At 40.5% G+C, this 25,954-nt stretch carries 24 protein-coding genes and 3 other annotated features; of the genes, 1 reads left to right on the top strand and 23 read right to left on the bottom strand.

All coding sequences use genetic code 11. The features are described from left to right. Positions 1–19: 19 nt before the first annotated feature. The 3 genes from pheT to JOD45_RS04775 form a co-directional block, all read right to left on the bottom strand. Positions 20–2,446 carry a phenylalanine--tRNA ligase subunit beta gene (pheT, locus tag JOD45_RS04765; RefSeq protein ID WP_205002723.1) on the bottom strand — a complete coding sequence of 809 codons (2,427 nt, stop codon included), beginning with the start codon at positions 2,444–2,446 and terminating at the stop codon, positions 20–22. 15 nt (positions 2,447–2,461) lie between these two features. Next, the gene (gene pheS / locus JOD45_RS04770; protein ID WP_205002724.1) at positions 2,462–3,496 is read right to left on the bottom strand and encodes a phenylalanine--tRNA ligase subunit alpha; all 1,035 of its coding nucleotides are present in this window, start codon (positions 3,494–3,496) and stop codon (positions 2,462–2,464) included. A gap of 62 nt (positions 3,497–3,558) precedes the next feature. Next, positions 3,559–3,769 (bottom strand) — a binding site (T-box leader). Positions 3,770–3,835: 66 nt separating this feature from the next. Beyond that, positions 3,836–4,606 (bottom strand): TrmH family RNA methyltransferase, encoded by a 771-nt coding sequence (locus tag JOD45_RS04775; protein ID WP_205002725.1) that lies wholly within the window; start codon positions 4,604–4,606, stop codon positions 3,836–3,838. A gap of 88 nt (positions 4,607–4,694) precedes the next feature. Here JOD45_RS04775 and sspI point away from each other — a divergent pair, with 88 nt between their 5' ends. Beyond that, complete coding sequence (sspI, locus tag JOD45_RS04780; protein WP_205002726.1) at positions 4,695–4,898, top strand: small acid-soluble spore protein SspI; 204 nt, start codon at positions 4,695–4,697, stop codon at positions 4,896–4,898. A 73-nt stretch (positions 4,899–4,971) separates the two neighbouring features. Here the strand turns inward: sspI and JOD45_RS04785 are convergent, their stop codons facing one another. The 20 genes from JOD45_RS04785 to icd form a co-directional block, all read right to left on the bottom strand. Next, the gene (locus JOD45_RS04785) at positions 4,972–6,060 is read right to left on the bottom strand and encodes a M42 family metallopeptidase (RefSeq protein ID WP_205002727.1); all 1,089 of its coding nucleotides are present in this window, start codon (positions 6,058–6,060) and stop codon (positions 4,972–4,974) included. Between the two features lie 69 nt (positions 6,061–6,129). Beyond that, positions 6,130–6,636: a dUTP diphosphatase gene (locus JOD45_RS04790; RefSeq protein ID WP_205002728.1), complete on the bottom strand. Its 507-nt coding sequence runs from the start codon at positions 6,634–6,636 to the stop codon at positions 6,130–6,132. Positions 6,637–6,889: 253 nt separating this feature from the next. After that, positions 6,890–7,249 (bottom strand): 50S ribosomal protein L20, encoded by a 360-nt coding sequence (rplT, locus tag JOD45_RS04795; RefSeq protein WP_205002729.1) that lies wholly within the window; start codon positions 7,247–7,249, stop codon positions 6,890–6,892. 95 nt (positions 7,250–7,344) lie between these two features. Continuing rightward, complete coding sequence (rpmI, locus tag JOD45_RS04800) at positions 7,345–7,533, bottom strand: 50S ribosomal protein L35 (RefSeq protein WP_205002730.1); 189 nt, start codon at positions 7,531–7,533, stop codon at positions 7,345–7,347. A gap of 22 nt (positions 7,534–7,555) precedes the next feature. Then, positions 7,556–8,059: a translation initiation factor IF-3 gene (gene infC, locus JOD45_RS04805; RefSeq protein WP_205002731.1), complete on the bottom strand. Its 504-nt coding sequence runs from the start codon at positions 8,057–8,059 to the stop codon at positions 7,556–7,558. Between the two features lie 80 nt (positions 8,060–8,139). Beyond that, positions 8,140–8,262: a sequence feature (ribosomal protein L20 leader region), on the bottom strand. 131 nt (positions 8,263–8,393) lie between these two features. Beyond that, a complete protein-coding gene (thrS, locus tag JOD45_RS04810) occupies positions 8,394–10,358 on the bottom strand; it encodes a threonine--tRNA ligase (protein WP_239549083.1) in 1,965 nt (654 codons plus the stop codon). Positions 10,359–10,385: 27 nt separating this feature from the next. Continuing rightward, positions 10,386–10,618, bottom strand: a binding site (T-box leader). A 158-nt stretch (positions 10,619–10,776) separates the two neighbouring features. Beyond that, positions 10,777–11,607 carry a putative sporulation protein YtxC gene (locus tag JOD45_RS04815; protein ID WP_205002732.1) on the bottom strand — a complete coding sequence of 277 codons (831 nt, stop codon included), beginning with the start codon at positions 11,605–11,607 and terminating at the stop codon, positions 10,777–10,779. Positions 11,608–11,774: 167 nt separating this feature from the next. After that, positions 11,775–12,707 (bottom strand): primosomal protein DnaI, encoded by a 933-nt coding sequence (gene dnaI, locus JOD45_RS04820; RefSeq protein ID WP_205002733.1) that lies wholly within the window; start codon positions 12,705–12,707, stop codon positions 11,775–11,777. A gap of 12 nt (positions 12,708–12,719) precedes the next feature. Continuing rightward, positions 12,720–14,117, bottom strand: coding sequence for a replication initiation and membrane attachment family protein (locus tag JOD45_RS04825; protein ID WP_205002734.1), 1,398 nt, complete (start codon positions 14,115–14,117; stop codon positions 12,720–12,722). A 53-nt stretch (positions 14,118–14,170) separates the two neighbouring features. Further along, positions 14,171–14,641: a transcriptional regulator NrdR gene (nrdR, locus tag JOD45_RS04830; RefSeq protein ID WP_205002735.1), complete on the bottom strand. Its 471-nt coding sequence runs from the start codon at positions 14,639–14,641 to the stop codon at positions 14,171–14,173. Between the two features lie 177 nt (positions 14,642–14,818). Next, on the bottom strand, positions 14,819–15,202 hold the full coding sequence (gene speD / locus JOD45_RS04835) for an adenosylmethionine decarboxylase (protein WP_205002736.1): 384 nt from the start codon (positions 15,200–15,202) through the stop codon (positions 14,819–14,821). Positions 15,203–15,540: 338 nt separating this feature from the next. Further along, positions 15,541–16,575, bottom strand: a complete 1,035-nt coding sequence (locus JOD45_RS04840) for a glyceraldehyde-3-phosphate dehydrogenase (protein ID WP_205002737.1) — start codon at positions 16,573–16,575, stop codon at positions 15,541–15,543. Positions 16,576–16,674: 99 nt separating this feature from the next. Next, positions 16,675–17,271, bottom strand: a complete 597-nt coding sequence (gene coaE, locus JOD45_RS04845) for a dephospho-CoA kinase (protein ID WP_205002738.1) — start codon at positions 17,269–17,271, stop codon at positions 16,675–16,677. Between the two features lie 26 nt (positions 17,272–17,297). Further along, positions 17,298–18,122, bottom strand: a complete 825-nt coding sequence (gene mutM, locus JOD45_RS04850; RefSeq protein WP_205002739.1) for a DNA-formamidopyrimidine glycosylase — start codon at positions 18,120–18,122, stop codon at positions 17,298–17,300. A gap of 15 nt (positions 18,123–18,137) precedes the next feature. After that, a complete protein-coding gene (gene polA, locus JOD45_RS04855) occupies positions 18,138–20,768 on the bottom strand; it encodes a DNA polymerase I (protein ID WP_205002740.1) in 2,631 nt (876 codons plus the stop codon). After that, the gene (gene pnpS, locus JOD45_RS04860; protein WP_205002741.1) at positions 20,765–22,162 is read right to left on the bottom strand and encodes a two-component system histidine kinase PnpS; all 1,398 of its coding nucleotides are present in this window, start codon (positions 22,160–22,162) and stop codon (positions 20,765–20,767) included. Before pnpS ends, polA begins: the two co-directional genes overlap by 4 nt. Beyond that, positions 22,159–22,866 (bottom strand): response regulator transcription factor, encoded by a 708-nt coding sequence (locus tag JOD45_RS04865; protein WP_205002742.1) that lies wholly within the window; start codon positions 22,864–22,866, stop codon positions 22,159–22,161. Before JOD45_RS04865 ends, pnpS begins: the two co-directional genes overlap by 4 nt. Before the next feature lie 256 nt (positions 22,867–23,122). Further along, positions 23,123–23,599 (bottom strand): MaoC/PaaZ C-terminal domain-containing protein, encoded by a 477-nt coding sequence (locus JOD45_RS04870; RefSeq protein WP_205002743.1) that lies wholly within the window; start codon positions 23,597–23,599, stop codon positions 23,123–23,125. Between the two features lie 94 nt (positions 23,600–23,693). Further along, positions 23,694–24,629 (bottom strand): malate dehydrogenase, encoded by a 936-nt coding sequence (gene mdh, locus JOD45_RS04875; protein WP_205002744.1) that lies wholly within the window; start codon positions 24,627–24,629, stop codon positions 23,694–23,696. A gap of 18 nt (positions 24,630–24,647) precedes the next feature. Next, entirely contained in the window at positions 24,648–25,916 is a 1,269-nt protein-coding gene (icd, locus tag JOD45_RS04880) for an NADP-dependent isocitrate dehydrogenase (protein ID WP_205002745.1), read from the bottom strand. Between the last annotated feature and the right edge of the window lie 38 nt (positions 25,917–25,954).

The following is a 25,954-nucleotide window of genomic DNA, read 5'->3' on the forward strand; positions in this document are numbered from 1 at the left end:
CGTTTTTACTTTAAAGACATTAGTTTCTCAAAACGGCACCGGCACGTTCTTGACATGCATTCAAAATATTCTCATGGACTTTATTGACTTCTTTATCCGTCAAGGTCTTATTAGGATCTAAATATTGTAAAGAGAAAGCCAGTGATTTTTTGCCTTCTTCTAAATGTTCGCCTTGATACACATCAAATAGTTTAATATCTATGAGCAATGAACCGCCGGCTTCTCTGATAATATCGTGAAGGTCGCCAGCCTGAACGCTCTCGTCAACCACCAGTGCGATATCCCTTGTAACCGATGGATAACGCGGCAAATCACGATAAGTTGTTTCCGGAACATTTTCCTCAAGCAGCGCTTGTAAATTAATTTCAAAGACATAGGTGTCATTTAAATCTTTTTCCTTTTGTACAGAAGGATGCAGCTGCCCTAAATAGCCGATAGCCGAACCATTTAACGAAATATCAGCCGTGCGGCCCGGATGCAAAAGATCACGTTCAGCAGGAGTAAATTTAACGTTATCCAAAACACCCAGTTTCTCAAACAAGCCTTCAAGTATTCCTTTGACAGAATAAAAATCAACAGGCTGCTGCCGGCCTTCCCAGCTTTGGATATTTTCCAGCCCAGTTAATGCACCTGCCGCATGTTCCGTTTCAAGCGGAAGATCTGTCAATGGCTTTTGTTTTGCTGTAAAAACTTTGCCTATTTCATATAATTTAAGATTCGGGATTTGCCGGTTCATATGATAACGAACAACATCGAGCAATTCAGGAACAATGCTCATTCGAAGCGTGCTCCGTTCCTCGCTCATCGGCATGCTTAATTCAACAAGCTGATCCTCAGATTGGGCTTGAATCGTTAGCTGCTGCGCTTTCTCTTTTGTTGTTAATGAATATGTGACCGCTTGATACAAACCAATACCTTCAAAATATCTTTGGACCATCCGGCGCTTCTTTTGGTAAGAAGTTAATTTTCCTCGGGTTGATTCGCCTTCAGGCAAAGTTGCTGGAACATGGTCGTACCCATAAATGCGCCCCGCTTCTTCAACAATATCTTCGGGGATTGTGACATCCGGCCGGCGGGGAGGCACTTCTACATGCAACATTTCTCCAGCTATATTTGCATTGAAATTGAGTCTTTGAAGCAATGATGCGATTTCATCGGCTTCCAGCGTTGTTCCTAATACATCGTTAATTTTTGTCCATGGCATGTCAATTGTATGAGGCGCCACTTCTCTTTCACCTTGCTCAACGATGCCTTTAAGAACTTTCGCCCCCGCAATGGACTGCATCAGTGCGGCTGCACGGTTAGCCGCAGGAACGACTCGGTTTCTATCTATACCTTTTTCATAACGCTGACTGGCATCTGTGCGCAATTGCAGTCTTGAAGATGTCCTTCTCACTGATAATGCGTCAAATACTGCCGCTTCTAACAAGACCGTTTGTGTTTCATCTGCTATTTCTGAATCAGCGCCGCCCATCACACCGGCAAGAGCAACAGGCTGTTTGCCGTTAGTAATAACGAGATCGCTTGATTGTAAAGTACGTTCTTCATCATCAAGCGTTGTCATTTGTTCATTATCTTGAGCATAACGAACGAGAATTTGCTTTGAACCTAAATGATCATAATCAAACGCATGCAGCGGTTGACCGTATTCGAGCAAGACATAGTTCGTAATATCAACAATGTTATTGATCGGACGGATTCCGGCCGCAATCAGCCTGTTTTGCATCCAGCGCGGCGAAGGTTCGATACGAATATTCTCTATGACTCTCGCACCGTAATAGGGTGCGGCATCTGCCGCTTCAACAGAGACTTTGATCTTTTGTTCGGCTAATGTCTGATCTTCTTCTACGGCTGGATCCGGAAGATTGACTGAACGATTTAAAATAGCAGCAACCTCATAAGCAACACCGATCATATTTAAACAATGGGCACTGTTAGGAAGAATATCCAATTCTAATACATAGTCATCCAAATTTAAGTAAGGGAGCGCATCTTCGCCAACGACAGCATCGTCTCCAAAGACATAGATCCCATTTTGATATTCTTTAGGCACAAGTTTGCCGTCAATGCCTAATTCTTCTAAAGAACAAATCATCCCTTCGGAAACTTCGCCCCGGAGCTTTGCTTTTTTAATTTTAAAATTCCCGGGCAAGACAGCGCCAACCTTGGCAACAGCCACTTTTTGTCCAGCGGCTACATTCGGAGCGCCGCAGACAATTTGCGCTTCCTCAGAACCTAAATCGACTTGGCAGACATTTAATTTATCAGCATTCGGATGCTGGCTGCAGCTTTTAACATAACCGACAACAACGTCTTTAATCCCCTCGCCAAGCTTGTGAACATGTTCAACTTCGATGCCTGCTTTTGTAATTTTATCAGCTAACTCTTCAGGAGAGACACCGCTTAAATCTACGTAATCTTTTAACCAGTTATATGATACTAACATAAATAATCCTCCCTCTTATGCACGCTTAAACTGTTTTAAGAAACGAACGTCATTGTTGTAGAAATGTCTGATATCATTAATGCCATATTTTAACATAGCGATTCTTTCCGGACCCATGCCGAATGCAAATCCCGTATATACTTTCGGATCAAATCCGGACATTTCCAAAACATGAGGATGGACCATGCCGGCGCCAAGAATTTCAATCCAGCCTGTTTTCTTGCAAACGGAACAGCCGCTGCCGCTGCAATGGAAGCATGAGATATCCATTTCAACAGACGGCTCTGTAAAAGGAAAGTAACTTGGGCGCAGGCGGATTTGCCGGTCTTCCCCAAACATTTCTTTGGCAAAAACGGTTAAAATGCCTTTTAAATCGCTGAGTCTGACATTTTTATCAACATATAGTCCTTCGATTTGCATAAATTGGTGGGAGTGGGTAGCATCATCCGTGTCACGGCGGTAAACTTTCCCTGGGCAAATAATCTTAACCGGTCCCTTGCCTTTATGGGCCTCCATTACCCGTGCTTGGTTTGGCGATGTATGCGTCCGCAGCAATATTTCTTCTGTAATGTAAAAGGAATCTTGCATATCTCTTGCAGGATGATCTTTTGGTAAATTCAAAGCTTCAAAGTTATAATAGTCATTTTCAACCTCAGGACCTTCAGCAATAGAAAAGCCTAAACCGATAAAGAGATCTTCAATTTCTTCAATGACAGCGGTCAGCGGATGATGGTTGGCAGATTGAACCGGGCGGCCGGGAAGGGTGACGTCAATAGATTCCTCAGCAAGCTGCGCCTTGATTTTTTCTAACTCTAAATGTTCTTGTTTGTCTTTAATGGCTGACTCAATCGCTTCACGGACTTCATTGGCTAATTGCCCAATGACAGGCCTTTCTTCTTTGGACAGTTTTCCCATCCCCCGTAAAACTTCAGTAATCGGCCCTTTTTTACCTAAATACTTGACGCGGAGATCTTGCAGCGATTTAAGATCTTCTGCACTGTTTACTTGTTCTAGCGCTTCATTTCTAAGCGATTCCAATTGTTCCTTCATTCATATCCTCCTCCAAAATCCAGCTTAAGCCAAATAATGACAAATAAAAAAGCCTCATCCCAAAAAGGGACGAAGCATCGCGGTACCACCCTTGTTAGCAAAGACAGCGGTGTCTTTACTCACTTATCATGATAACGGCTGTCGCCGGTTTATCCTTTGAGATAACAGCTCCAGAGTGAATTCGCTATGTTCTACCATAGACACGCTTCCAGTCTTTGGCGCATCCTCCCTATATGGCGGTGCATAGGTACTACTCTCTTTCATAGCATTCGTTCGATAATTTTTTTCATATATATTTGACATTATAAAAGAGATTTCTGCGACATGCAAGCCTATTAGCTACTCGCGTTCAAAACCGCGAAGCCAATACATTAAAATGCCTGAAGCCACAGCAACGTTAAGAGATTCCGCATTCCCGTAAATCGGAATTTTCACATTGACATCTGTCAACGATAACAGATCCTCCGAAACACCGTTTCCCTCATTTCCCATTAATAATGCGAAAGCCTGGACAGCGCGGGGCGTATAGCTTAATTCTTGACCATTTAAAGCCGTTCCATACACTTGGATACTCTTCTCCTTCATTTGCTTGATGACATCTGTCAAGTCAACGGCGGCAGAGGGAAGATGAAAGTGCGATCCTTGAGCCGCCCTTAATGTTTTCTCATTATAAAGGTCTGCACACCCTTTTCCCAAAAATATGCCATCCAAACCGCAGGCATCTGCCGTCCGTATGATTGTCCCGAGATTTCCTGGATCCTGAATACTGTCTAAGAGCAGATACCTGCCTCTTTCCGTTATGTCAACACGTTGATCCGGCATTTTACAAACGGCTATCACGCCTTGGGGTGATTCAGTTTGGGAAAGCTCTTGAAACAATTGATGCGGTACACTGTATTCTTCAACTTCCGCTGTTATATTGACATTTTCTTTTTGAAAATGCTCATCATAAATCACAGCCTGAACTCTCGAAGGCACTTTTAATGCTTCTTCCAGCAAATGGAGACCTTCAATTAAATATAGGCCGTATTCATCACGCCACTTTTTTTTATGGCATTTTTTCCATTTTTTGATCTTTTGATTTTGCGACGATTCAATCCGTTTTACCATTTTGCGACTCCTTTAGAAAAACTCTTATCTTCTTACATAATTCTTTTATTTTAATCAATACTAATACAAAAAGTAAAGGAGTTGTATTATGGATATTAATATTAGAAAGGCCATTAAACATAATATTGCCGATAACGACAAATCTCAATTAAGAGAAACAATTGTAGACGCTATTCAAGATGGCCAAGAAAAAATGCTTCCCGGTCTTGGTGTACTCTTCGAAATCATTTGGCAGGAGTCTGATGAACAGCAAAAAAATATGATGGTTGACAATTTAGCTAAAGGTGTATGAAAATTTCAAATAACTGTAAAAACAGCCTGATCAGAATAGTGATCAGGCTGTTTTAATAAGTTAACATCTATTTCTATGATTCAAAAGTGATTTCTTTAACTTTTTCTTCATCCAGCCCTTTAATGATTTCCACAAGAATTTTAACCGCATTTTCATAATCATCACGGTGGATGATCGAAGCGTGGGAATGGATGTATCTGGTTGCGATTGTAATCGACAGACTCGGCACGCCGTTTGCGGTTAAATGAATCTTGCCTGCATCAGTGCCGCCGCCCGCTGTTGTGTCTAATTGATACGGGATATTATGTTTATCCGCTGTTTCAACGACATAATCACGAAGACCTTTATGTGTCACGATAGAGGCATCGTACATAATGATTTGCGGACCTTCACCGATCTTAGCAATGGCTTCTTTTTCGCTAATGCCCGGCGTATCTCCCGGAATGCCTGTATCAACAGCAATGCCGATGTCCGGTTGAATCTTGTGCGCAGACGTTGTCGCACCGCGAAGGCCGACTTCTTCTTGAACGGTGCCGACGCCGTAAACAATATTTGGATGGTCAACACCTTTTAATTGTTTTAAGACGTCAATAGCAATCGCACAGCCAATCCTATTATCCCAAGCTTTTGCCATTAAGTATTTTGGATTTTTCATGATTGTAAAGTCGCAGACCGGCACGACAAAATCTCCCGGCCTTACGCCGAATTTAAGCGCTTCTTCTTTATTGGCGACACCGATGTCAATGAACATATCCTTAACTTTAACAGGCTTTTTGCGGGCCTCAGCAGGTAAAATATGCGGCGGTTTGGAACCAATAACCCCTGGCACCCCGCCTTCCTTTGTCATCACTGTGACACGCTGAGCGAGCATGACCTGCTCCCACCATCCGCCGACAGTTTGAAAACGCAGAAATCCATTGTCATCAATTTGCGTGACCATGAAACCGATTTCATCCAAGTGTCCGGCCACCATGATTTTCGGGCCATTGGCGCTGCCTTTTTTGACAGCAATAAGGCTGCCCAGATTATCATATTGAATGTCATCAGCATAAGGTTCTATGTATTTCTTCATGATTTCACGAGGCTCACGTTCATTGCCTGAGACACCTTTAGCATCTGTTAAGTCTTTTAACATCTGCAGCGTTTGATCTAATTCAGTCATTGTCCTGTCCTCCTTAACTTTTATTAAACTCATTATACTGAATTTCATTTTTTGCCACAATCGTTTTGGCTAATAGCTCGACTGCTGGCGTTCATGATTAATTTGATTCTTTTTAAAATAAGCGTCTATCATATCATTTGAAGAAAATCCAAGCACTATACCTAAACTTAAGTATTCGTTGTAGAGTTCTTGATAATGGTCTTGGGTTATCTCTTCGCTCAAGCGATTGATCTTTTCGATTACCGCGTGAAAATGTTCAGTTAAACTGCCGCGGCTGATTTGCTTAAATTGTTGAATCAGCTGTTCAACATGATTAAATTCCAGGTCAAGGCCTATCGAAAGCAAGAAATGTACGCCGTCTACATACTCTTCTAAAATAACCTCTTCCTCTGAAGCCGGCTTAACGCTCCAAAATTTAAAGCATCTTGTTTCATTGGCTAATTCGCCCACTTCGACATAAAAGGCCAGAAGCTTATCTTTTAATAAATCCTTTGTCTTCAGATTATGGTTTTCTAAAATTCTATCGTCAAGCATTCTCTGTTCTTTAAATAGTCTTGTCAGCTGTTCTACATTCATGGTGTTCCCTCCTATTTTTGCGGTAAATGAAATGATAGCATGGCAAAACTCCCTGCTGAGGCCGTCATTACGGGATGGTGTCTGGATTGAAGCCGTTCTGTGACTTTTGCGTGCATTCAAACGCTATAAAAAATACCTTATGCTGAATGAACATGGGATCGTTCGTTTTCGGATTGATTGACAATAATAAGCGGCTTAAAGAAGAGGAATGCGCTAAAGAAAAAAGGATCATCCATAATGATGATCCTCTTTATTATTTATTAACGGCTTCTTTTGCTTTTGCAGCTAACTCAGCAAATGCTTTTTCATCGTTAACAGCTAGATCTGCAAGCATTTTACGGTTAACATCGATGCCGGAAACTTTCAATCCATGCATCATGCGGCTGTAAGAAATACCGTTCATGCGAGCTGCCGCATTAATACGCGCGATCCAAAGTTTGCGGAAATCACGTTTTCTTTGACGACGATCTCTGTACGCATATTGTAATGATTTAAAAACTTGTTGTTGTGCAACTTTAAATAATTTATGTTTAGAACCGTAATAACCTTTTGCAAGTTTTAAAACTTTTTTACGTCTGCGACGAGTGACATAACCGCCTTTTACTCTTGCCATAATACTACCTCCTAGTATATCTTGTAATTTCCTAAGTTGTCATTATCAGCCTGCTCAAAAAGTCTTGCTGTCCCTTTTTGAACACGTTCTTTCATTTAGATAAGCTTGCTGATGCGCTTTTGATCCGCACTTGAAACCATTGCGCTTTTGCGAAGCTTGCGTTTTTGTTTTTGAGTTTTATGCTTAAACAAGTGGCTAGTGTAAGCATGGCTGCGTTTTAATTTACCTGAACCTGTCTTTTTAAAACGTTTTGCAGCACCTTTGTGGGTTTTCATTTTTGGCATGATAATTCCTCCTGTCAGCTTCTTATTTTTCGCCTTTTGGTGCAAGGACTAGGAACATACTGCGGCCTTCCATCTTCGGCTTCGCTTCAATGACACCGTATTCCTCGCATTCCTTGGCAAGGCGTTCTAATACTTCTTTTCCAAGATCAGAATGAGTAATTGCACGGCCGCGGAAACGAATGGATGCTTTTACTTTATCGCCTTTTTTAAGGAACTTCTGAGCATTGCGAAGCTTAGTATTGAAATCGTGCTCTTCAATGTTGGGACTTAAGCGAATTTCTTTAACATTGATGATCTTTTGCTTCTTACGGGCTTCTTTATCTTTCTTTTGCTGTTCATAGCGATATTTCCCGTAGTCCATAATCCGGCAAACCGGGGGCTTGGCATTCGGCGCCACCATGACAAGATCAAGGTTGACATTCCTGGCCATATCCAATGCTTCACGCTTTGATTTAATGCCGATCTGTTCACCGTTTTGGTCAATAAGACGGACTTGGCTAGCGCGAATCCCCTCGTTAACAATCATATCCTTGCTAATATTGAGCCACCTCCAAATGTTTATTAAAAGTGCGTTAGAAATGAGCAGTAAGGCACCGACCTAACTTATTCATTAAAAAAGTGCGGGCATACTCATACGCCCACACTTGTTTCATTACATTCCATACTCAAACCTGCCAACTGCCTTAAAGCGTCGATCAGGTGAGAAGCCGGGCGCTTCTTCTTTTGCTCGATTTATCCACTTTCTTTATACACTATATCATTATTTATTAACATGTGCAAGTTCTCTTGAACATCCTATATAACGATACACTAAAATAAAATGAACTTCAAGTCCTCAAAAGAAAAAATCAAGCTTTATTTTATTCATGGTTTTTGACGGCTTTTTCTAAGCGGTCAATAAAAGCATTAACGGCGATAGACTCTGAACTTTTTTCACCATAACGGCGGACATTGACGCTGTCCGTTTCAATTTCTTGATCGCCGACAACCAGCATATAAGGAATTTTTTGTGTTTGGGCTTCACGAATTTTATAACCGATCTTTTCATCGCGCTCATCAACCTCAACACGAATGTTATGCCGGCGAAGCTGACCGGCCACTTGATTGGCATAATCGTGATGAACCGATGCTACAGGAATAACTTTGGCTTGAACCGGCGCAAGCCAAGTCGGAAAAGCGCCTTTGTACTGTTCAATAAGGAAAGCGACAAAGCGTTCCATCGTTGAAACAACGCCTCGGTGGATGACAACCGGACGATGTTCTTTGCCGTCTTCACCGATATAAGACAAATCGAAGCGTTCCGGCAAATGGAAGTCAAGCTGTACAGTGGATAAAGTTTCATCTTTTCCTAATGCTGTTTTGACTTGAACATCAAGCTTAGGTCCGTAAAATGCCGCTTCACCTTCCGCTTCCACGTAGTCAAGTCCAAGAGCATCCATAGCTCCTTTTAGCATGCCTTGTGCTTTTTCCCACATGTCATCTTTGTCCACATATTTTTCTTTGTTTTCAGGATCACGGTAAGACAAGCGGAAATAATAATCTTCAATGCCGAAGTCTTTATAAACTTTCTGGATAAGTTTGACGACATTGGTGAATTCCTCTTGAATTTGATCTGGACGGCAGAAAATATGAGCATCATTCAGCGTCATAGAACGTACACGCTGCAGCCCGGCAAGCGCACCTGACATTTCATAGCGGAACATAGTGCCAAGCTCGGCAATCCGTACCGGCAGATTGCGGTAACTATGCAATTCATGCTTATAAACCATCATATGATGCGGGCAGTTCATCGGTCTCAGTACAAGTTCTTCGTTATCAATTTTCATCGGCGGATACATATCATCCTGATAATGATCCCAGTGGCCGCTTGTTTTATATAAATCTACACTGGCTAAATGGGAAGTATAGACATGTTTATATCCGCAGGCTGTTTCCAGATCAACGATGTAACGCTCAATTATTCTGCGGATTGTTGCTCCCTTAGGAAGCCAAATCGGCAAGCCTTGTCCAATTTCTTGTGATATTGTAAAGAGATCGAGCTGTTTGCCAAGTTTGCGGTGATCGCGTTCTTTCCTTTCTTCAAGCACTTGCAAATGATTTTCAAGCTGGCTTTTCTTAGGAAACGCTGTACCGTAAACCCTTTGCAGCATTTTATTATTGCTGTCTCCGCGCCAATAAGCACCGGCGACGCTCAGCAATTTGAAAGCTTTTATTTTACCTGTTGAAGGGAGGTGAGGTCCGCGGCATAAATCGAAAAATTCACCTTGCTCATAAATGGTCACCGTCTCTCCTTCAGGAATATCCTCAAGCAGTTCAAGCTTAAGATCATCACCGATTTCTTCAAAACGGCGCTTAGCCTCTTCTCGCGAAACTACGTGACGCTTAATTTCGAAGTTTTGATCAATAATTTTTTGCATTTCTTTTTCAATGCGCTTAAGATCCTCCGGACCGATCGCCTCTTCCATGTCTATGTCATAATAGAAGCCCTCTTCAATAACCGGACCGACTCCGAGCTTAACATGATCATACAAACGTTTAATCGCTTGGGCCATAACATGCGTCGTTGTATGACGAAGGATTTCTATACCTTCAGGATCATCAAGCTTCAAAATTTCAATCTTGCCGTCTGTTGTCAGTTCTCTTCGCAAATCAACGGGCTCACCGTTAAATTTGCCAGCGATGGCTTGCTTTTTTAAACTTGAGCTAATAGAACCGGCAATCTCTTCTGTTGTTGTATTTTTTGGAAACTCCTTGATATTGCCGTCTGGAAAAGTTATTTTAATCATTTCAGCCACTATTATCACTCCATTCTTCATACTTGCCATGATAAAAATAAAAAACACCCATCCCAAAAAAGGGACGAGTGCTGATCTCGCGGTTCCACCCTTGTTCATGCATAAATCTGCATCTCAAGTTAACATAACGGCTGTTATACCGGCGACAGATACTTTTTGTGACTGCGCACAATTTCCCTGCCGCAGCTAAGAGGTGGTAAGTTATTTTAACCGTTAGGAAGATCCCAGCAACCCTTCCCTCTCTAATAACGGTTCTACAAATAACCCTTGTCCTCTATCAAAGCTTTTTTAAAAGTCATGTTATTATGTAAGGTATTATAGCCAGTTATCATTATAAAATCAAGCCCTTTAAAGAAAATATGCCGGCCGCCAAAATTCAAGCGGCTGCCTGATTCGGGCAATTTGCTTGACGGAACATACTTCCTATATATTTTTCGCCCTCGACATACTATTTATTAATTGTAGCCGCTGTACTTTTGGGAAGAAATGTAACGCGTTCTTCAAAGACATTTTGCAGAGTCTGCATCATGCCGTATTCAGGGCGGTCCGTATAAATAAAAATATTTTTTGGAGCTAAGCCGATGAGCGTTAATAGTATTGACGGTTCGGCTTCAATCCCCCACTGTTTTAACAGAGGATAAAACGAGCGGATAGACTGGACATTCTTAATATACTGATAATTTTCATCCAATAATTTAAACGGCTGATCGTCAATCACATAAATGGTATGATGCAATGGGCGATATGCTCTTACAATCCTTCGCAATTTATCAACGAAAGCCTGATACTCCTGCTGAAGCTTATATTCATCAATAGCCAGCTCAACATATTTTTGCAGGCATGTCCTGTATTTATGAAGTCGAAAACGAATAATGGATTGAAAGGATAAACTTTTCTTATCTTCAAAAATATCATGAATTGCTTCTTTTAATATTTGATGCCTAGAAGGCAAAATATCCAGCCTCGGAAGATCCGTCCTTTCACCATCAAATATTGACTGAACAATTTCCAAAATTTCTTCCTGATCATGTTTATCCTTAAAGTAGAATGTTGACGAAATAATATCAAGCAACCATTTTTTCTCATAAGTGTCAATAATAAATTCCACAAAAACATCGATTAATTTTTTTCGGAAATCAATCGATAAGGCATCTCCTTTTAGACCGATTGTTAACGTTTCTTTATGGATTTGAAAATGCAAAGGCTCTTTGATCGCTTCGGCAATATGTGTATTCAAGGACACTGCTTCGTGTCTTGATTCAAAAGTAACTGAAATCAATCTTGTCCCCCCTTGTCCCTTCTCACTACACTATATGGAACAAGGCGGGAAAAAATGTCCAAATTTTTTATTATCATAAATAAAACTTGCCGGCCCGCATCTTTTATGCGTTCACAGGGTCAAACCCTGTGAACTTTTTGAACATGTTTTTATCTAAAGTAATGCCTTTAAATTCTGCGGTTTTTTCCTTTAACTGTAACAAGTTTTGTATAGTGGCGAATCCGCTCCATGACACGCTTTGCTTTGAGCAGCTCAGTACCGCTTTTTTGCGAATATGAAAAGTGCTCTTCTAATTCATCATAATTATAATTAGACGTATATAATGTCGGCAGCTTCTTCATCACTCTATATTGCAAAATGCTCCCAATGATTTCATCACGAATCCATGGAGAAATGATTTCTGCGCCAATATCATCCAAAATTAATACGGAAACCTTTTTTATATAATCCAATTTCTCATCAAGGGTTCTTTCTTGAATCGACCCCTTTAATTCTCTGAAAAAGTCGGGGGTATATACCATTAATGACGGTATATTTTTATCTTTAAGAGCATTCATGACAGCTCCCATTATATAAGTTTTCCCAACGCCAAATTGTCCGTAAAAGTAAAGCCCTTTTGTCTCCTTAGGATTTTCAGTATATTCCTTTACAAAATCCCTAGCAGCTACCAGCGCATCGTAACGATCCAAATCGCCTGTATCTATCGATTGAAATGTCGCTTGCAAAACATCATCCGGTACATAATAGCTGCGAATCAGTTCTGCCTGTTTTTTCATTTCCTCATTTCTCTGTTTAAGCGGACAAGAATGAAACGTTAAATTGATCGTTGCTTTATCATAGACGAGTTCAGGCTGGTACCCTTTTAAAATATTTGGGCATTTATCAAGACCTGGACAATGATCACAATGATTGCGTTCTTGTACAAATTGAAATAAATGAGGAATGCTTTTTTCGACAACAGCAGCTGTAATGTCCGGATGGCTGTTCAAAAACGCTTGTACGTCACCATGCCTTAAAAGGGACGACATGATCTTTTCATTAAATTGTTCAATATCATGACCTTTCGCCATTTGACGGATGACAGATTTTATGGAATCCATATTTTTCACCGCCTATATTTTGTTTAAATAATCTTTAAGGAATTGACGCTTTCTCTCAGCTTCTTCATCCGACAACTCCGGCTGTTCATTTTGGGATGATTGATCTGTCATCCAGCTAGGCAGTCTTTCTTGCCGTTCGTTTTTTCGTGCTTTTTGATAGGGCTTTTTGCTTTTAGTTTGCGACCATTCCTGATACTTTTTGTGCTCAGAACGCGCCAGAGCCATTGCCTCTCGTACCGTCTTGACTTTTTTTCTAGCCCAGTGTGCCGCAATTTTTTCTACATAATTCTTAACGAGCTTTTGATCGTTTGTTTCCATGACATAGTGAATGAGAACATTAACAACGCCGGGGGTTAATTTTTGTTCGAATAATATTCCTTCTACGATTTTCAGATCGGCTGGAACCGGCTTGCCGCCTTGCCCGACTTGTTCGAGCACTTCATACGGCGATAATTGTTCAAATGCCCGGATTGTCTGCTCTTCTTCATTTTGCGGTTCCCGATGAGCCATTTCTTGAAGAGCAGGAGGCTGAGTTCGGTAGCTTAAAGCCGGCAGCTGGTCGCCTGATTCTAATCGATAAAAGTTGCGGACTTGTTTTCTAAGTTCTTGAATATCTATAGCACCAGTGTGCAGAAAGGCTTCCTGTATGACACGGCTCATCTGTTCCGGTGATAACTGGTAAACAAACGCAAGCTTAATGATTGCTTCTTTTACCTCAGGAGTAAAAGCTTCCCTAGAAATAATAACATCTGAAAGATGATGGTATAAGGCCTGGAAATCAAATGTTGATGTAACGGCAGGCGCCGTCGGCTCTTTGCGGTCAATCCATTCATATTGATCGTCTATCTGCGAAACCTCATATTGATTAACGCTTAATTCCGATGGATGAACAGATTGGAAAACATCGCTGAAAGATACAGTCATTTCTTCGTAAATATCCTTATCAACTTGTTCTTGTGCAAAAATTTTTTTCAATCGGATAAAATCTTTTTGGCCGATCCTATTATAAAGATATATATTTAACAGCCCGTCTGTAAAAAATTGCTTCGGTGTTAAAGGCGGCTGAAGTTCATAAATAAATTCTATATGTTCGCCGCTCTTTTTTTTATAAACTTTAAGCAGCCCGATGGCCTCAAGCTTTTTCCTGTCTTCTAATAATAAATCAAGGGAACAGTTCATTCGGACCATCAGCTGATGATGTGTACACCAATCGCCAAAAAAAGTCATTTCATTAACTTCCTGCCAAAGCGAAGTATATAAACTGACCGGCCTTGGTCCGATAAGCGGCTGATATAAATAATGAATAACCTTTTGATCGTATGGATGGATTAATCCATTTAATCGTACTTGATAACGATCAACAGGCAGCAATTCTTTCCAATGGTTTTGCACCCTGATCACCTCGCACATCGTTAAGGGTACATTTAAAAATGGCTAGATAAAAAGAGCTTTGACAAAGCTCTTTAGTTTTCATCTTTATTGACTTTTTTTAATAGATCCTTCAGCTCATGAATAAACACATTAATGTCTTTAAACTGTCTGTATACAGATGCAAAGCGGACGTAAGAAACTTCATCAACTTGAGCCAATTCATCCATTACCAATTCGCCAATATCGTGGCTTTTTACTTCTGATATTCCTTGGTCTCTCAAGTTTTTTTCGACTTTATTAACGATTTCTTCAAGGCGTTTTAAAGGCACAGGCCGTTTTTCGCAAGCCTTAATTAATCCACGTAATATTTTATCCCGGCTAAATGATTCTCTATCATCATTTTTTTTAACGACAATAAGCGGCATTTCTTCTACAGTTTCAAATGTTGTAAAACGGTATTGGCATGATTCGCATTCACGCCGCCGCCTAATAGACCGTCCTTCATTGACAGGCCGGGAGTCAAGAACTTTAGTTCCTAGTTCCTTGCAATTAGGACAACGCATGAATCCCACCTCTATTGGGGCCTTTTGTCTTTAATCATATTAAAAAAAACGTCGAATAACAAGTTATTTTCTTTTTTATCATTAAAAATGTCCGCCAAAACGGCATTATTCACAGCATGAATAGCAAAAGGGATACCTAAGGTACCCCTTTGAGCGGATTTTTTTCAATTATAATCATTATGCAGATGTGATTTGTTTATCCTTTGATTCAGCCGGATGGATGCCTCTTGGCAATTCCATATTATCTGATACTTTAGCATCTAACGCTTTGGCAATGTAATCAGCCGCAACATTTGGATCAATCCGGTCACCGCATGTGTAAACATCAATGCTTGCGTAGCCATGCTCAGGAAAACTATGAATCGTTAAGTGCGATTCAGAAATAATAACAACCCCGCTGACGCCTTGAGGTGCAAATTTATGAAAAGCCACTTCTCTTACTTCGGCGCCAGCTTCTAAAGCTGCGTTGACGAACGTTTTCTCAATAAATTCGATATCGTTTAATTTATCAATATTGCAATCCCATAATTCTGATATAACATGACGTCCCATTGTTTCCATATGTCAGTCCCCCTTTAGGAAAAGTACCATGCCGTAAGCATGCAGGATTGCTATAACACCACGGGGGATAGTTAGTCCGATGAGGTCCTAACCCTTTAAGTGCTATACAAATCCCTTTCGTACATTTTTGTGTTGACGATGAATAGTATAATCGTTTTAAATCCGGTTTGCAATGACTTTTTTATACTATAAAAAATTCCCAAATACAAAGCCGAATGGGTGCTTGTTTTTCCTGTCTTTTTCTATACGTTTTGCCATTTTCGGCAGTCAAAAATGAAAGAGGGCGCCAAAAAGCCAGTTGCTCTGGCTTTTCGGACACCCCCTTAGAATAAAGGTGTTTAAGACACTTTAACATCTTTTGCAGCAGACATATAGGAAGCGACTAATTTCGCCAAGTCTACAACCCGGCAAGAATATCCCCATTCATTATCATACCATGCAAGAACTTTCACTTTATTGCCATCAATAACCATAGTCGATAATCCATCAATGATTGCAGAGTGGTCATCAGTATTAAAATCCTTAGAAACGAGCGGTTCCTCAGTATAATCTAAAATACCCTTGTAATTAACTCGCGAAGCGGCTTGGAAGGCATAATTGATATCATCGACCGTAACTTTAGTATTAAGTTCCACAACAAGATCGACCAGAGACACATTTGGTGTTGGCACTCGCAAAGCCATGCCATTCAGCTTTCCTTCAAGCTCAGGGAGCACTTTAGAAATGGCTTTTGCCGCACCAGTTGATGTTGGAATAATTGATTCAGCACAAGCGCGCGCGCGTCTGAGATCCTTATGCGGATTGTCAATATTTTTCTGATCATTTGTATAAGAATGCACGGTTGTCATCATGCCTGACACAATGCCAAATTGCTCTTCCAATACTTTAACAACAGGCGCCAAACAATTCGTCGTACATGAGGCATTTGAGAGAACATGATGTTGATTCGGGTCATACTTATCATCATTGACACCCATGACAATAGTGAGATCTTCATCTTTTCCAGGTGCTGTAATGATGACTTTCTTGGCACCGGCTTCAATATGATAACCCGCTGTTTCCCTTGTTTTAAATTTACCTGTTGCTTCAATGACAATATCTATCCCCAGACTCTTCCAAGGCAATTGTCTTGGATCACGGTGATTAACGAGTTCAATGATTGCGCCGTTGACACTTAGATGGTTATCATCGACCACCTCTACTTCGCCTTGAAAGCGCCCGTGAATACTATCGAATTTTATTAAATGGGCTAATGTTGCAGCTGGATAACTTGCATTAATGGCTTTAATATTTAATGAACCGTCAGCCATCGCTTTCCTAAAAACCATACGCCCAATTCTTCCAAATCCATTTATCGCAACATTTACAGGCATGAACATCAACCTCCGAAAATATGTGTTATACAATTTATGCTTCATCTACAAATAGTATAACATAATAACCGGAGATTGAAAGCGCTTTTTCATTTTTTATTAAAAAATGTGCCAAAGCCTAAAAATTCTTTTTAGTTGATGCAAAGTTTCTTCAGTCGATCCATTATTGTCAATAACGGCATCGACCAGCGCCCGCTTTTCATCCAGCGGCATTTGTGAACGGATTCGATCTAAAGCTTCTTTTTCAGAACTTTGATCCCGATTCATTAATCTTTCTAATTGTGTTTTGGCGTCAACATAAACCAGCAGTGTTTTATCGACCATTTCTGTTAATTTGCTTTCGAAAAGCAAAGGAATATCCAGAACGGTGACTGCTTCGCCCTGTCTTTCGTATGCATTTACTTTTTGTAACATACTTTTTCTGACTTGAGGATGAACAATGCGGTTTAGCATTTGCCTTTTATCAGCATCTTGAAACACAATATTGCCGAGTTTTTTTCGATTAATTTGACCGTTGTCAAACAATATCTCAGAACCGAAGGAGGCAACAATTTGCTTGTATGCCTCTTCGCCCGGTTCTACCACTTCCCTTGAAATCCTATCTGCATCGACGACAGGAATGCCGAAATCTTTAATCATAGCGGAAACAGTGCTTTTACCGCTGGCGATGCCTCCTGTCAAACCAATCTTCATCATTTTTCCGATCATCCTTTACATAAAAATCAACACTGGCAAACCGAACAAAAATGAGTTCCCCTGCCTCCGACTTTAATTTTTTCAATTGAGGTTCCGCAGTTTGGACAAGGAAAGCCTTGCCGTCCATAAACATTTAATTTTTGTTGAAACATCCCCATTTGTCCTTGGCTGTTTAAATATGATCGAATCGTGCTCCCGCCCATTTCCACTGCTTCTTTTAACGTTTGCTTGATGGCGGCCGTCAGTTTATCAATTTGTCCGGCGTTAAGCGGCTTTGCTTTTGTTAATGGGTGAATACCTGCGCGATACAGGGCTTCATCTACATAAATATTGCCTAACCCCACTACAATTGTTTGATCTAATAAGGCCGTTTTAACAGCGCGATCTGTTTTTGACAGCCGGTCAGCCAGATATTCAGCATTAAAATCAGGAGCAAACGGTTCAGGGCCCAATTGACAAAGGGGCGGATACATCAGCTCCTCCCCCTTTGAAAAAAGATGCATCGTGCCGAACTTTCGGACATCCCGATATCTTAGCTCTGTCCCATCTGTCAATTTAAAAATAACATGAGTATGTTTATCTAATGGTACTGCTGCTTCTTGCAAACTATATTTCCCTTCCATTCGCAAATGAGAAACAACGACATCATCATTGCAATAAAAAAGCAAAAACTTTCCTCTTCTTTTAATATCCCTGATGGTTTGTCCGATCAACTTGGTTCGAAAGGCTTGAATATCATCAGGCCTTTTAATGATTTTCGGCCAAAAAACAAGGACGTCTTTGATTGTTTTTCCGATAATCAGCTGCTTTAATGTTTGTTTAACCGTTTCTACTTCAGGTAATTCAGGCACGAATATCTCCCTTTCTTATTTCGCATCGTACCATGTGTTGCCAAAAGCATAATCAACTTTTAACGGCACCTTCAGTTTCACCGCATTTTCCATAACTTCTGGAACGATGGTTTTTAATTTCTCTATTTCAGCTTTCGGTGCTTCAAAAATCAGCTCATCATGGACTTGAAGCAGCATATTAGCTTGCATATTTTCTTCTTTCAGCCGCTTAGCCATTTGAATCATGGCTTTTTTAATAATATCGGCCGCGCTTCCTTGGATTGGTGTATTCATTGCCGTACGTTCAGCAAAGCTTCTTCTGTTAAAATTCCGGCTGTTAATATCCGGCAAATAACGCCTTCTGTGCAGCAAGGTTGTCACAAATCCTTCCCTTTTTGCTTTTTGGACAACATCTTCCATATATTGCTTGACCCCTGGATAACTTTTTAAATACCGATCTATAAAAGCCCCGGCTTCTTTTCGGGTAATATTTAAATTCTGTGACAAGCCGTAATCGCTAATGCCATAGACAATGCCAAAGTTGACCGCTTTGGCATGGCGCCGCATAAGATCCGTAACCTCATCCTTATCAACGCCAAAAACGTCCATAGCCGTTTTTGTATGAATATCCATTTCTTGTTCAAACGCTTCAATAAGATTTTCATCGCCTGCCATATGGGCAAGCACTCTTAATTCAATTTGTGAATAATCGGCCGAAAACATCATCCAATCCGGTTTGGATGGAATAAATGCTTTACGAATCTTGCGTCCTTCTTCTAAGCGAATAGGGATATTTTGCAGGTTTGGATCCGTTGAGCTGAGCCGTCCCGTTTGTGTCAGCGCTTGATTGAAGCGAGTATGAATTTTTCCTGTTTTAGGGTGAATAACTTTCAACAGCCCTTCAATATATGTTGAATTTAATTTTCCAAGCTGACGGTAATTGAGAATCTCTGAAACGATATCGTGTTCTTTTTCTAACTTTTCGAGAACATCCGCGGAAGTCGAGTAGCCTGTTTTAGTCTTTTTAATGACAGGCAGATTCAATTTCTCAAATAAAATTTCCCCGAGCTGTTTCGGAGAGTTAATATTAAAGCTTGTACCCGCCAACTCGTAAATATCCTTTTGTTTCTCCTCAAGTTTCTTTGTTAATTCTTCACCCATTTTTTCTAGTGTTTCTTTGCTTGTTTTTACACCCTTTTCTTCCATTTCCGCTAAAACGAACGAAAGGGGCATTTCCAGTTCTGAAAAAAGGCTGTATTGCTCGTTCTTTTCTAGTTCCTCTTTTAAAAGGGGCTGACATTTTAACATGGCCTCAGCTTTTCTTATCAAATGATCGCCGAGCTTTTCGCCTTCAGGAATGGCTCTTTTCGCTCCTTTTCCGTAAAAAGCGTCATCTGAATACACAAATTTAAAGTTCTTGCGCTTAGCGATGGCGGATAAATCATGCGATGATTCAGATGGATCAATTAAGTATGACGCCATTTGTATGTCAAAAACAACGCCGTTAAGATCTATATTGCGCCATTTTAGCGAAACAATGGACTTCTTGCCGTCAAAGACAATTTTCTTTTGCTCTTTATTTCCAAGCCATTCTTTGAATGCTGTTGAGTTTAAGGCTGTTTCTGTCGGAATATAAAAGCGGCCTTTCTCATTAGCCAGCGCCAGCCCTATAATATCAGCAAAGTGGTAATTATCATCGAGCACTTCAACAACTAAGGCACTCGGCGATGCCAAGTGTTTTTCAGTGACTTCTGTCAGCATTTCAAACGCTATTGACTCTTCTTCAGCTTCTTCGCTGATGACGTCTTCAAAGCCGACCCTTTCAAGCAGTGTTTTAAATTCTAAGTCTTTAAACAAGTCGATTAACTCGCTCGTTATTTGATATTCATATTGCAAATCTTTTAATTGAACATCGATGGGTGCGTGCTTCTCAATTGTGGCTAATTTTTTGCTCATCAATGCCTGTTCACGGTCATTTTCCAGCTTTTCTTTCAGCTTTTTACCGGGAACATCTGCTAATGATTGATAAATCTCTTCAATAGAGCCAAATTGTTTAAGCAGCTTAATGGCTGTTTTTTCGCCAACGCCTTGTACACCGGGAATATTATCTGAAGAATCGCCCATTAATCCTTTCAGGTCTATGATTTGTTCCGGAGAAATTTCGTAGCGTTCATATACCTTATCCTTATTATAATCTTCAACATCTGAAATGCCTTTTCTTGTCAATGAGACTGTTACATGGTCGTCTACAAGCTGAAGCAGGTCTTTATCCCCGGTGACAACTTTAGTTTCAAAACCTTCCTTCTCGGCCTCCGCCGCCAACGTGCCAATAATATCGTCCGCTTCATAATTTTCCAGCTCGTATCTCTTGATTCCCATAGCATCAAGCAGTTCATGTATAAATGAAAATTGCTCGGACAGCTCAGGAGGGGTCTTTTGCCGGGTGCCTTTATATTCTTTATATGTTTGATGCCTGAACGTTGTTTTTCCGGCATCGAACGCAACGAGAACATGTGTGGGCTTTTCCTCCTCAATAATCTTCATCAGCATTGTCGTAAAGCCGTATACAGCATTTGTATAAACGCCTTTATCATTGTTCAGCAAAGGCAGAGCGAAGAACGCCCGATAGGCAATACCGCTCCCGTCGACTAGGATGAGCTTATTCAATGAATGACATCTCCTTTTTCTTTAGCTTTGTTAAATGTTATCGCAAAAGTTGTTCCTTTGCCAATTTCACTTGATACATCAATGCGGCCGTTATGCGCTTCTACAAGGTGTTTGACGATAGCCAGACCGAGTCCTGTGCCGCCTTGATTTCTGCTCCGCCCTTTATCAACCCGGTAAAATCGTTCAAATATGCGCGGGATTTGGTCTTCACTAATCCCGATGCCTGTATCTTTAACCATTAATTCTATATAATCATTGCCTTTATCTTTCACTTGAATCCAGACATGTCCGCCGCTAGGCGTGTAAGCAATGGCGTTTGTTACTAAATTAATGATCATTTGCTGAATTCTGTACGGGTCCCCTAATGCCAGACCATTACTGGACGGCAAAACTTCCAAAATAATAGACTTTTGATTAGCCTTCTCTTTTAAAATGATGAGCGTTTCTTCCACGATATCCTTTAATGAAACACTCTGCCATTTTATCGTAAAATGCTCTTGTTCGATTTTCGACAGCTCGAGCAAATCTTGAATGAGACTTTGCAGCCTTTTACTTTCATTAAGAATGATGTTTAGGAACTTCGTTTTTAATTCACTATCATCCATTGCACCATCTAAAAGCGTTTCTGTAAACCCAATAAGCGAAGTAACCGGCGTTTTCAATTCATGAGAGACATTGGCAACAAAATCTTTGCGCATTTTTTCGAGCTTTTTCAGTTCTGTTATATCATGAAAAACGACAACAATGCCTTGCAAACGTTTCTGTTGAGCTAAAATGGGCGCACAAGAAACGTCAAAGTGCTTTCTTTCAATGTGGACGGGCAAAAGCACTTGCTTTGATAATCTTCTTTCTGTACTAAAGGTTTCGTCAATAATGTCGATGACTTCCTGGTAAGGAATAACCTCATAGTACGTTTTGTCACTCCAATTGTTTGTTTTAACTTGAAAAGTTTCCCGATAAGTTTTGTTTAATAAATTGATGCGCCCATGGTTATCAATAAAAATCAATCCGCTCCCGATATTTTCAATTAAAGTGGCCAATCGATCCTCTTGCGTTTGATAGGATTTTGTCATTATCTCTAAATTTGCGGCTAAATGATTAAGAGACTGATAAAGACGTGACAGTTCCGAATTTTTAGCGGATTCTGTTATGCGTTTTTTATATTTTCCATAGACAAGATCTTCAGCCATTTCAGCAGCCCTTTCAACCGGCTGACGGTATCTGATCAGAACAATCTCGTAAAAAATAATAAATGCAATGCCCATGATTAAAATAAATAGGTTGTCCTCAGCCGGAATAAGAAAGTGAAGACCAAAAATAATAAGCAGAAAAAAAACGGCGGAAATGATACGTCTATATTTTGTTTGGAAAATGTCATTTATAAATTTATTCATGACTTTGGTTCCTCTAATTTATAGCCTAAACCCCGTACAGTTTTGATATACAAAGGCTTCCTTGTGTCATTTTCAATTTTTTCTCTTAAGTGGCTGACATGAACATCGACAATTCGTGTATCCCCGGCAAAATCGTAATTCCAAACAGTGCTCAATAGCTGCTCTCTCGTTAAAACTTTCCCTTTGTTTTTGACTAAATAGAGAAGTAATTCAAATTCTTTTGGCGTTAATGTCATCAGTTTCCCTTGAAAATAAGCTTCATATTTATCTGGATAAACCGCTATATCACCAACTGATAAACGGAAGTCTTCGGCCGGCTGTTTGGCCGGATTCACTTGATTCGACCTCCTTAAAATCGCCTTAACGCGGGCAACGACTTCTCTGGGACTAAAAGGCTTTGTCATATAATCATCTGCCCCCAGTTCCAGCCCTAAAATTTTATCTAATTCATCGTCTTTTGCCGTCAGCATTAATATGGGAATAAACATTTGATTTTCTCGTAAGGTTTTACAAACATTTAAGCCGCTCATTTCCGGCAGCATTAAATCTAATACGATAAGATCGAGCGGAAATTTTTTTGCTAATTCAAGCGCTTCATTTCCGGTTGATGCGGTTAATACTTCAAAACCGGCTTTTTCCAGGTTAAAAGACAGTAATGTAACTATAGACGGTTCATCATCAACAACAAGTATTTTATTCGACAAAGAAAAAACCTCCAATTATCGGCAGACTCTAAACCTATATTCCCTTTTATCATACTATTTTTTAAGGGTATGATAAACTGATAAATAAAGTTTTGGGGACATAAAGAAGCGCGAAAAAGAATCCAAAGAAGCCCCGCTCTGAGAGCAAGGGCTTGGTTAATCTTTTATGCTGCTTGGCGGCACCGCTAGTTGGATTTCAAGAAGTATGGCTCGGTGCTTTTTGCGCTATTAAGGTTTGTGCCAAACAAATTTTTTATCAGAAATTCTCCAATGTTGAAGAGGTGATTGATTTAAGAGGGTACGGCGGTGATACAATCAATTCGCCAACGATGACTGGATCACCGGAATCGTTTTTCGCATCAACACTCATAATAATCTGATTTTTTCCTTGATCAGTCGCTTCAACTGCCAAGAGAATATGAATTTCCTCATAGTGATAGACAGGATTAGGAAATTGAAGGGATTGGCTGAGAACACTGCTGCCGGGGCCGGGGAGTATTTTAGAGACAGCCCCAGTTACCATGCCTGTCAGCATCACTTGCGGAACGATGGGTTTTTCATAGGGTGTTAATGAAGCATAGTCATGTTGTATAAATAAAGGATTATTGTCATCAGATAGCCCTAAGTATAAAAGCAAGTCTTTATCTTCTATCTTTTCCGAAAACTCAAGTTTCTCTCCTGGCCTTATTTCATCGATTAAACGGCCTATTTTTCTTTTCTTTCCTAAAAGCATGGATGCGCCTCCTTTTTTCCGATAATGAAATATAGATTAAAAGGATTCGAAGCTTTCCTTCGAATCCTTTTAATTTTAATGTTTAAAGCGGAAATTATAGTGCTGCCATGACGTTTCTTACAGACTCAACGGATTTGCTCAACGCATGTTTTTCTTCGTCTGTAAGATCAAGTTCAATGACCTTTTCAATGCCGTTTCCGCCAAGAACGACCGGCACGCCCAAATAGAGATCATTATAGCCATATTCACCTTCAAGATAAGCAATTGCCGGTAAAATGCGGCGTTTATCTTTAACAATAGCTTCAACCATTTCTGTTAGAGAAGCTGCAGGTGCATAGTACGCACTGCCATTGCCAAGAAGATTAACGATCTCTCCGCCGCCTTTTCTTGTTCTTTCGACAATTTCATCTAAGCGGTCTTTAGAAATAAGCTTTTCAAGCGGAATGCCGCCTGCATAAGAGTATCTTAAGAGCGGTACCATATCATCGCCATGTCCGCCGAGAACGAAACCTGTAATATCTTCAACAGAAAGGTTCAGCTCTTGAGCAACAAATGTTCTGAAGCGTCCTGTATCAAGAACACCGGATTGGCCAATGACGCGATTTTTAGGGAAACCTGATTCTTTATACACTGTATATGTCATGGCATCAGCCGGATTAGTTAAAACAACAATTGTACAATTTGGCGAATACTCAACAACTTGGCGAGTCACATCTTTCATAATTTTAGCATTTGTTGTGACTAGATCATCGCGGCTCATACCAGGTTTTCTGGCAATCCCTGCTGTTATGACAACGATATCTGAATCAGCCGTTTCTTTGTAATCAGATGTTCCGACAATGTTGACATTTGCATTCAAAATAGGCGTTGATTCAAGCATGTCTAAGGCTTTTCCTTTAGTTGGCCCATCCAGCTGCGGAATATCCACTAAAACAACATCGCCAAGTTCTTTTTGAGCAACAAGAAATGCCGTTGTAGCTCCGGTAAAGCCCGCACCGATGACGGAAATCTTTTTGCGTTTGATAGTCATAAGATTACCCCCTAAAAATCACATATTTTTAATGAGTTCATCTGCAAACTCAGAACATTTAACTTCTTTTGCGCCATCCATAAGACGTGCAAAATCATACGTAACCACTTTGCTGGCAATTGTTTTTTCCATTGATTTCATGACTAAATCGGCAGCTTCATACCAGTTGAGATGTTCGAGCATGAGCACGCCGCTCAAAATAACAGAAGACGGGTTAACTTTGTCCATGCCGGCATATTTAGGAGCCGTACCGTGAGTGGCTTCAAAAATGGCATGGCCTGTTTCATAGTTGATATTAGCTCCCGGAGCAATGCCAATACCGCCAACTTGTGCCGCCAGCGCATCAGAGATGTAGTCGCCATTTAAGTTCATTGTAGCGACAACATCATATTCTTCCGGGCGAGTAAGGATTTGCTGCAAGAAGTTGTCTGCAATCGCATCTTTAACAATGATTTTGCCTTCTTGTTCGGCTTTAGACTGCGCTTCATTCGCAGCATCTTTGCCGTCTTTTTCAGCAATGCGGTCATATTCTTGCCATGTAAAGACTTTGTCGCCGAATTCTTTTTCAGCAACTTCATAGCCCCAATTTTTAAATGCGCCTTCAGTAAATTTCATGATATTGCCTTTGTGTACAAGCGTAACATTTCTGCGGCCTTCATTAATGGCATATTGAATCGCTGCGCGTACAAGGCGTGATGTTCCTTCTTTAGATATTGGCTTTATGCCGATGCCAGAAGTTTCAGGGAAGCGAATTTTGTTGACGCCCATTTCATTTTTTAAGAAATCGATTACTTTTTTCACTTCATCTGTGCCTTCAGCATATTCGATGCCTGCATAAATGTCTTCAGTATTCTCTCTGAAGATAACCATATCTGTCTTTTCAGGATGTTTAAGCGGTGAAGGAACGCCTTGGAAATAGCGAACAGGACGCAAACAAGTAAATAAATCAAGCTCTTGTCTGAGAGCAACATTTAATGAACGAATGCCGCCGCCGACAGGTGTTGTTAAAGGTCCTTTAATGGCAATTATGTACTCTCGAATAGTATCAAGCGTTTCAGCCGGGAGCCATTCTCCTGTTTCGTTATAGGCTTTTTCGCCTGCCAAAATTTCTTTCCATACGATTTGTTTTTTGCCGTTATAAGCTTTTTCAACCGCTGCTTCCAGCACACGTGATGCAGCCGCCCAAATATCTGGACCTGTTCCATCACCTTCGATAAAAGGAATAATTGGTTGGTCTGGCACATTCAGTGCTCCGTTCTGTACAGTAATGCGTTCTCCGTTAGCCACAATTCATACCTCCTGCTCTTAATCATCTATACATAAGT

Source organism: Scopulibacillus daqui, from assembly GCF_016908855.1.
Lineage (GTDB): Bacteria > Bacillota > Bacilli > Bacillales > Sporolactobacillaceae > Scopulibacillus_A > Scopulibacillus_A daqui.

Excerpts from the sequence above, each read along its gene's own strand:
- JOD45_RS04870 (WP_205002743.1), bottom strand. The coding sequence starts at position 23,599 with ATGCTTTTAGGAAAGAAAAGAAAAATAGGCCGTTTAATCGATGAAATA.
- dnaI (WP_205002733.1), bottom strand. The coding sequence starts at position 12,707 with ATGGATTCCATAAAATCTGTCATCCGTCAAATGGCGAAAGGTCATGAT.
- coaE (WP_205002738.1), bottom strand. The coding sequence starts at position 17,271 with ATGATGAAGATTGGTTTGACAGGAGGCATCGCCAGCGGTAAAAGCACT.
- nrdR (WP_205002735.1), bottom strand. The coding sequence starts at position 14,641 with ATGCGTTGTCCTAATTGCAAGGAACTAGGAACTAAAGTTCTTGACTCC.
- JOD45_RS04840 (WP_205002737.1), bottom strand. The coding sequence starts at position 16,575 with ATGCCTGTAAATGTTGCGATAAATGGATTTGGAAGAATTGGGCGTATG.
- infC (WP_205002731.1), bottom strand. The coding sequence starts at position 8,059 with ATGATTGTTAACGAGGGGATTCGCGCTAGCCAAGTCCGTCTTATTGAC.
- pheS (WP_205002724.1), bottom strand. The coding sequence starts at position 3,496 with ATGAAGGAACAATTGGAATCGCTTAGAAATGAAGCGCTAGAACAAGTA.
- JOD45_RS04785 (WP_205002727.1), bottom strand. The coding sequence starts at position 6,060 with ATGACTGAATTAGATCAAACGCTGCAGATGTTAAAAGACTTAACAGAT.
- speD (WP_205002736.1), bottom strand. The coding sequence starts at position 15,202 with ATGGAAACAATGGGACGTCATGTTATATCAGAATTATGGGATTGCAAT.
- JOD45_RS04825 (WP_205002734.1), bottom strand. The coding sequence starts at position 14,117 with ATGTGCGAGGTGATCAGGGTGCAAAACCATTGGAAAGAATTGCTGCCT.
- rplT (WP_205002729.1), bottom strand. The coding sequence starts at position 7,249 with ATGGCAAGAGTAAAAGGCGGTTATGTCACTCGTCGCAGACGTAAAAAA.
- sspI (WP_205002726.1), top strand. The coding sequence starts at position 4,695 with ATGGATATTAATATTAGAAAGGCCATTAAACATAATATTGCCGATAAC.
- mdh (WP_205002744.1), bottom strand. The coding sequence starts at position 24,629 with ATGACTATCAAACGCAAAAAGATTTCCGTCATCGGTGCGGGCTTTACC.
- pheT (WP_205002723.1), bottom strand. The coding sequence starts at position 2,446 with ATGTTAGTATCATATAACTGGTTAAAAGATTACGTAGATTTAAGCGGT.
- JOD45_RS04790 (WP_205002728.1), bottom strand. The coding sequence starts at position 6,636 with ATGAATGTAGAACAGCTGACAAGACTATTTAAAGAACAGAGAATGCTT.
- pnpS (WP_205002741.1), bottom strand. The coding sequence starts at position 22,162 with ATGAATAAATTTATAAATGACATTTTCCAAACAAAATATAGACGTATC.
- rpmI (WP_205002730.1), bottom strand. The coding sequence starts at position 7,533 with ATGCCAAAAATGAAAACCCACAAAGGTGCTGCAAAACGTTTTAAAAAG.
- thrS (WP_239549083.1), bottom strand. The coding sequence starts at position 10,358 with ATGGCAAGTATGAAGAATGGAGTGATAATAGTGGCTGAAATGATTAAA.
- JOD45_RS04775 (WP_205002725.1), bottom strand. The coding sequence starts at position 4,606 with ATGGTAAAACGGATTGAATCGTCGCAAAATCAAAAGATCAAAAAATGG.